5 protein-coding genes are annotated in these 6,417 nt (G+C 70.1%); 2 read left to right on the top strand and 3 right to left on the bottom strand.

Annotated elements, in window-relative coordinates; all coding sequences use genetic code 11:
• Nucleotides 1-138 precede the first annotated feature (138 nt).
• Entirely contained in the window at nt 139-1,563 is a 1,425-nt protein-coding gene (locus ACIGXO_RS14105) for an amino acid permease (protein WP_399785139.1), read from the bottom strand.
• Nucleotides 1,564-1,758: 195 nt separating this feature from the next.
• A complete protein-coding gene (locus ACIGXO_RS14100; RefSeq protein ID WP_399785136.1) occupies nt 1,759-3,171 on the bottom strand; it encodes an amino acid permease in 1,413 nt (470 codons plus the stop codon).
• Between the two features lie 317 nt (nt 3,172-3,488).
• On the opposite strand from ACIGXO_RS14100, the gene ACIGXO_RS14095 reads away from it, so the two are divergent.
• Nucleotides 3,489-4,088 carry a biotin transporter BioY gene (locus ACIGXO_RS14095; RefSeq protein WP_399785133.1) on the top strand — a complete coding sequence of 200 codons (600 nt, stop codon included), beginning with the start codon at nt 3,489-3,491 and terminating at the stop codon, nt 4,086-4,088.
• A gap of 198 nt (nt 4,089-4,286) precedes the next feature.
• Here the strand turns inward: ACIGXO_RS14095 and ACIGXO_RS14090 are convergent, their stop codons facing one another.
• Entirely contained in the window at nt 4,287-5,702 is a 1,416-nt protein-coding gene (locus ACIGXO_RS14090; RefSeq protein WP_399785131.1) for an amino acid permease, read from the bottom strand.
• A gap of 215 nt (nt 5,703-5,917) precedes the next feature.
• Here ACIGXO_RS14090 and ACIGXO_RS14085 point away from each other — a divergent pair, with 215 nt between their 5' ends.
• Nucleotides 5,918-6,406: a ribose-5-phosphate isomerase gene (locus ACIGXO_RS14085; RefSeq protein WP_399785128.1), complete on the top strand. Its 489-nt coding sequence runs from the start codon at nt 5,918-5,920 to the stop codon at nt 6,404-6,406.
• The last annotated feature ends 11 nt before the right edge of the window (nt 6,407-6,417 follow it).

Here is a 6,417-nt window from a genome sequence, read left to right as displayed (position 1 = left end):
TCCAATTTTGTTGCAACTCCCCTCAAAACCCCCCCTGGGGGGGGTGCCGGCACGGGGGGGGGGCCCGGTAACAACCGCGGGGGGGGGGGGGGGGCCCGGGGGGCCCCCCCCCCCCGCCTCAAGGGGACGTGGCGCGCGTCAGTCGCGGGCGCGCGTCTTCTGCCGTACGAGGCCGATCGCGGCCAGCGCCAGCCCGAAGCCGCCGGTGAAGTACAGCTGGACGCGCTGCGCCTCGTCCCGCAGCATCAGCAGCAGCACGGCCGCGATGCCGGCCAGCGCCACCCAGGTGAGGAACGGGAACGCCCACATCCGGACGACCAGCCGCTCCGGCGCCTCGCGCTCCAGCGTGCGGCGCATCCTCAGCTGGGCGACCGCGATGAAGCCCCAGACCACGAGGATCGCCGCGCCGACCATGTTCAGCAGCCACTGGAAGACGGTGTCCGGCCACAGGATGCTGAACACCACGGTGAGGAAGCCGAAGGCCGAGCAGAGCAGCACGGCGAGGCGCGGCACGCCGCCGCTGACCTTGCTCAGGAACTTCGGGCCCTGGCCGCGGGAGGTGAGCGAGTACGCCATCCGGGACGCGCCGTAGATGTTGGCGTTCATCGCGGAGAGCAGCGCGACCAGGATGACCACGTTCATGATCTGGCCGGCCGCGGGGATCTTCAGGTAGTCCAGGACCGCGACGTACGGGCCGGTCTTCGCGATCTCCGGCGCGCTCCACGGGATGACGGTCACGATGATCGCCATCGAGCCGACGTAGAAGAGGGCGATGCGCCACATCGCGGTGCGCACCGCGCGGGCCACGCCGCGCACCGGGTCCTTGGACTCGGCGGCCGCGATGGTCACCGTCTCCAGGCCGCCGTACGCGAACACCGACGCGAGCAGGCCGACCATCAGTCCGTCCGTGCCCTTGGGCAGGAAGCCGCCGTCGCCGGTGAGGTGCGAGGCGCCGGGCGCGTCCGTGCCGGGCAGCAGGCCGAGGATGGCGAGCAGGCCGAGGATCAGGAAGATGCCGATCGCGGCGACCTTGAGGGCGGCGAACCAGAACTCGAACTCGCCGAAGTTGGCGACCGCGGCCAGGTTGGTGCCGCAGAAGATCACCATGAAGAGGAGGACCCACATCCACGGCTCGGTGCCGGGGAACCAGCCCACCATGATGCCGGCGGCGCCCAGCGCCTCGGCGGCGACGGCCACGCACAGCAGGGCGGTGAACATCCAGCCCGCGGTGAAGCCGGCCCAGGAGCCGATCGACCGCTCGGCGTGCACGGAGAAGGAGCCGGAGGCGGGGTTGGCCGCGGACATCTCGCCCAGCATGCGCATGATCAGCATGACCAGGCAGCCGGATATGGCGTACGCGATGACGATGGAGGGGCCGGCGGCCGCGATGCCGGCGCCGGAGCCGACGAAGAGCCCCGCGCCGATCACGCCGCCCAGCGCGATCATCGAGAGGTGACGCTGCTTGAGCCCGTTGGACAGCGGGGTGCCGCCGTCCGGTCCGGCGCCTGCGGCCTGGTCGGCCGGCCCGCGCTCGGGCGCAGTGGACGAAGGTGTCCGATTCATGGTCGTACCTGTCCCAGTATGTGAGAGCGGAGCTGAGGCAAATCCATTTGAGCCCGCTCAGTTTGGGTGGGGCGTCCGCTCAGGACAACAGCCGTGCACTTCTTGTTCGATATTCAGACTGAATCGTGACCGACCGCGCTCGACGCGTGATCGACAGCGACGGAGGGTGACCGGCGTCTCACCCGCGGGCGTCGGTCAGGCCGCTGACCGGCGCCGGTCCCGCACCTCGCGCGCGCCCGCGATCAGCAGGACCAGCGCGGTCGCGCCGGCCGACCACAGCAGCTGGGGGCGGGCCGTCGCGTCGGCCAGCATCAGCACGATCACGGCCGCCATACCGGCCAGCGCCACCCAGGTCAGCCACGGGAAGCCCCACATACGGAGGGTGAGCTTCTCCGGCGCCTCGCGTTCGATCCGGCGGCGCAGCCGCAGCTGCGAGACGGCGATCAGACCCCAGACGAAGAGCAGTACCGCACCGACCGCGTTGAGCAAGTACAGGAAGACCGAATCCGGCCACTTCAGATTGAGCAGGACCGAGATGAAGCCGAAGGCGACCGAGGCCAGTACGGCCCGGCGCGGCACTCCGCCGCCCGACACCTTCAGCAGCCCGCGCGGCGCCTCACCCCGCTCGGCCAGCGAGAACACCATCCGCGAGGAGCCGTAGAGGTTGGCGTTCAGGGCCGACAGCAGCGCCACGAAGACGACCACGTTCATGATCTGGCCCGCGCCCGGCACCCCCAGCCGGTCCAGCACCGCCACGTACGGGCTCTTGCCCGGCTCGATCGAGGACCACGGCAGAAGAGCCACGATCACCAGCATCGAGCCGACGTAGAAGAACAGGATCCGCCAGACCGCGCTGCGCACCGCGCGGCCCACCGCGCGCGCCGGATCGTCGGACTCGGCCGCCGCGATCGTCACGACCTCCAGGCCGCCGAACGCGAACACCACGGCCAGCACCCCGGAGACCACCCCGGACCAGCCGTTGGGCAGGAAGCCGCCCTGGCCCGTGAGGTTCGTCAGGCCCACGGAATCCGTGTGGGGCAGCACCCCGAAGATCGCCAGCAGCCCCAGTACGAGGAAGAGGACGATGGCGCCGACCTTGAGCGTGGCGAACCAGAACTCGAACTCGCCGAAGTTGCGGACCGCGGCGAGGTTGGCGCCCGTGAAGAAGAGCATGAAGATCAGCACCCAGCCCCACTGCGGGACCGCCGGCACCCAGCCGTTGGCGATCTGTGCCGCGCCGGTCGCCTCGACGGCCAGCACGACCACGAGCATGAACCAGTACAGCCAGCCCACGCTGAACCCCGCCCAGCGGCCCAGCGCGCGCTCCGCGTGCACCGAGAACGCGCCCGAGGCGGGCATCGCCGAGGACATCTCGCCCAGCATCCGCATGATCAGCATCGCCAGCGCGCCCGCGATCAGATACGACAGCGCGATGCCCGGGCCCGCGACCTTGATGCCGGCGCCGGAGCCCACGAACAGGCCCGCGCCGATCACGCCGCCCAGGCCCAGCATCGTCAGATGACGCTGCTTCAGTCCGCCGGACAGGGGTTCGCCGCTGTCCGTGCCACCGGTCGGGCCGGTGCCGGAGGTGGTCGGTGCGTCGTGCATGCGCTCGTACTCTCACAGGGGACGTTGGGGGGACTCCACAGTGTCCCCGGCCGGGCCGCACTAGCACAAAATGCCCGTACGGTCGGCCCGTCAGTCGTGACGAGCATCACGTGACCTGGAGAAACGGCCAATCGGCCGGTCACCGGCCCCAGGTGGGAGAAGTGCGGAAGCCGCCAAGTGCGGTGTGACGCGTTTGTCGCCGTCGCACGATGATCAGTGGACCGTGGCTGGTCTAGATTCAAAGCGCTGTTCGAAGCACATGCTGAGCGCAGCGTGCTTCGCGCTGGTCCTGTTGTCTTTCACCCCGGGGAGTCCCGATGAGCCTTGCCGCCGCCTCCAGCCGCCCGGGCGCGGTCCTCGCCGACCTGCTGCCCGCCGCCACCGCCCCGCGCGCCCGCGTCCGCGACGCCGCGCTGGTGCTCGGCGGTGCCGCGCTCACCGGCGTCGCCGCCCAGATCGCCGTGCCGGTGCCGGGCTCGCCGGTGCCGGTGACCGGCCAGACCTTCGCCGCGCTGCTCGTCGGCGCCTCGCTCGGCGCCGGCCGCGGTTTCCTCTCGCTCGCGCTGTACGCGCTGGTCGGCATGGCGGGCGTGCCGTGGTTCGCCGGCGGCCAGGCCGGTGCGGGCGGTGCCTCCTTCGGGTACGTCCTCGGCATGCTGCTGGCCGCGACCGTGGTGGGCGCGCTGGCCCGGCGCGGCGGGGACCGCGGGGTGCTGCGCACGGCGGGCACGATGCTGGTCGGTGAGGCGCTGATCTACGCGGTCGGCGTGCCGTATCTGGCGATGGCCACGGGCATGTCGATGGGTCAGGCCGTCGCGGCCGGGCTGGTGCCGTTTCTGATCGGGGATGCGGTGAAGGCCGTTCTCGCCATGGGCGCGCTGCCGACGGCTTGGAAGCTGGTCGGGCGCCGGGGCTGAGCTTCTGGTTGTACGCGACGGGCCCCGTACCCCTTGTGGGGGTGCGGGGCCCGGTGCGTTTCCGGGTGCGGCCCGGTGGCCGGTTCCGCTGTGCCCACCCTCCCCCAAGCTCCTGCGGAGCAGGGGGGACCCCCAGCCCAGCGGAACGATTGCCCACAGCGGGGGGGGGAGGGTGGGGGGGAGCTGCCCGGAGTGTTGTCAGGCGCGTGCGCGGCGGCGGTCGCGGATGAGGCCGACGACCAGTACGAGCAGTCCGACGAGTACGGACATGATCATCTGTTGGCGGCCTTCGGGGTTGTAGAACATGTAGCCGACGACGAAGACGATCAGGGCGATCGTCGCGTACGTCAGGTACGGGTACGCCCACATCCGTACGGTCAGCCGCTCCGGCATGTCCCGCTCGATCCGACGTCGCATCCGCAGCTGCGAGAAGCAGATGACCAGCCACACGAAGAGCGCGACCGCGCCGGAGGAGTTCAGCAGGAACTGGAAGACGGTGTCCTGCGCGACGTAGTTGAAGATCGTCGCGACGAAGCCGAAGGCGACCGACGCCCAGATGGCGACCGACGGGACGCCGCCCTTGTTGACGCGGGTGAAGGACTTCGGCGCGTCACCCCGCTCGCCGAGCGAGAAGGCCATCCGGGAGGCCGTGTAGAGGCCGGAGTTGAGGCAGGAGAGGACGGCGGTCAGTACGACCACGTCCATGACCGTGCCCGCGTACGGGATGTCCAGCGACTGCAGGACGGCGACGTACGGGCTCTTCTCGACGGCCTTGTCGTTCCACGGCAGCAGCGTGACGATCACCGCGATCGAACCGAGGTAGAAGATCGCGATTCGCCAGATGACGCTGTTGGTGGCCTTGCGGACGGCCTGCACCGGGTTGGGGGACTCGCTGGCCGCGAGGGTGACGATCTCGCTGCCCATGAAGGAGAAGACGACCAGCAGCATCCCGGAGAGGATCGCGCCGGGGCCGTGCGGCAGGAAGCCGCCGTGACCGGTGAGGTTGGCCATGCCCACGGCCTCGTCGCCCGGCGGCAGCCCGAAGACGGCCAGTGCGCCCGCCACGATGAAGATCACGATCGCGGCGACCTTGATGCCGGCGAACCAGAACTCGAACTCGCCGAAGGAGCCGACGGATATCAGGTTCGTACCGGTCAGCACGATCATCACCAGCAGCGCCCAGGCCCACTGCGGGACGGCCGGGACCCAGCTCGTGAGGATCGCGGCCGCGGCGGTCGCCTCGACGGCCAGCACGACCGACCAGAAGAACCAGTACAGCCAGCCGATGGTGAAGCCCGCCCAACGGCCCAGCGCCTGGTCGGCGTAGGCGGAGAAGGAGCCGGAGGTGGGGGAGGCCGCGGCCATCTCGCCGAGCATCCGCATCACGAGGACGACCAGCAAGCCGGTCAGCGCGTACGAGAGGAGGATGCCGGGGCCGGCGGCCGCGATGCCGGCGCCGGAGCCCACGAAGAGGCCGGCGCCGATCACTCCGCCGATGGCGATCATCGACAGATGGCGGTTCTTGAGCCCTGCCTGCAGGCCCTCCGGCGACCGGCCGTCAGCGGGGTCGCCGGTGGCCGGCTTGGCGGTCGTGGTCGGCGGGTGCGCGCCCATGTGCACCGTCCTTGTAATGGTTCACGGATGTGTCGAGCCCCTGGATGAGATCTTCGGAAGACCGCCGAGGGGAAGAGCTGAATCCGGATCGTTAACGTCTTCGTGCGTTTGTACGGCGAACTTATGTACGAGACGTAACGTCGGAGTTTCGTCCCGCAGACTCATAGGGAGACCCAACGGCGCTTACCCGGACCCGGCCGTGTCACACTCGTCGCATGCGCGTGTACCTCGGCTCCGATCATGCCGGTTTCGAACTGAAGAACCACCTCGTCGAGTGGCTGAAGGCCAATGGCCATGAGCCCGTCGACTGTGGCCCGCACATCTACGACGCCCAGGACGACTACCCGCCGTTCTGCCTCCGGGCCGCGGAGAAGACCGCCGCCGACCCGGACAGCCTCGGCGTCGTGATCGGCGGCTCGGGCAACGGCGAGCAGATCGCCGCCAACAAGGTCAAGGGCGTACGGGCCGTGCTGGCCTGGAGCGAGGAGACCGCCAAGCTCGGGCGTGAGCACAACAACGCCAACGTGATCTCCGTCGGCGGGCGGATGCACACCCAGGACGAGGCCACCAAGTTCATCGAGGCGTTCCTCGCCACGCCGTACAGCAACGAGGAGCGGCACACCCGCCGCATCGAGATGCTCTCCGCGTACGAGACCACCGGCGAGCTGCCCGCGATCCCGGCGCACCACCCGCAGCAGGGCTGAGCCGCAGGACA

Source organism: Streptomyces sp. NPDC053542 (genome assembly GCF_044544685.1).
Taxonomy (GTDB): Bacteria; Actinomycetota; Actinomycetes; order Streptomycetales; family Streptomycetaceae; genus Streptomyces.
This window is presented reverse-complemented; position numbering and strand designations above follow the sequence as displayed.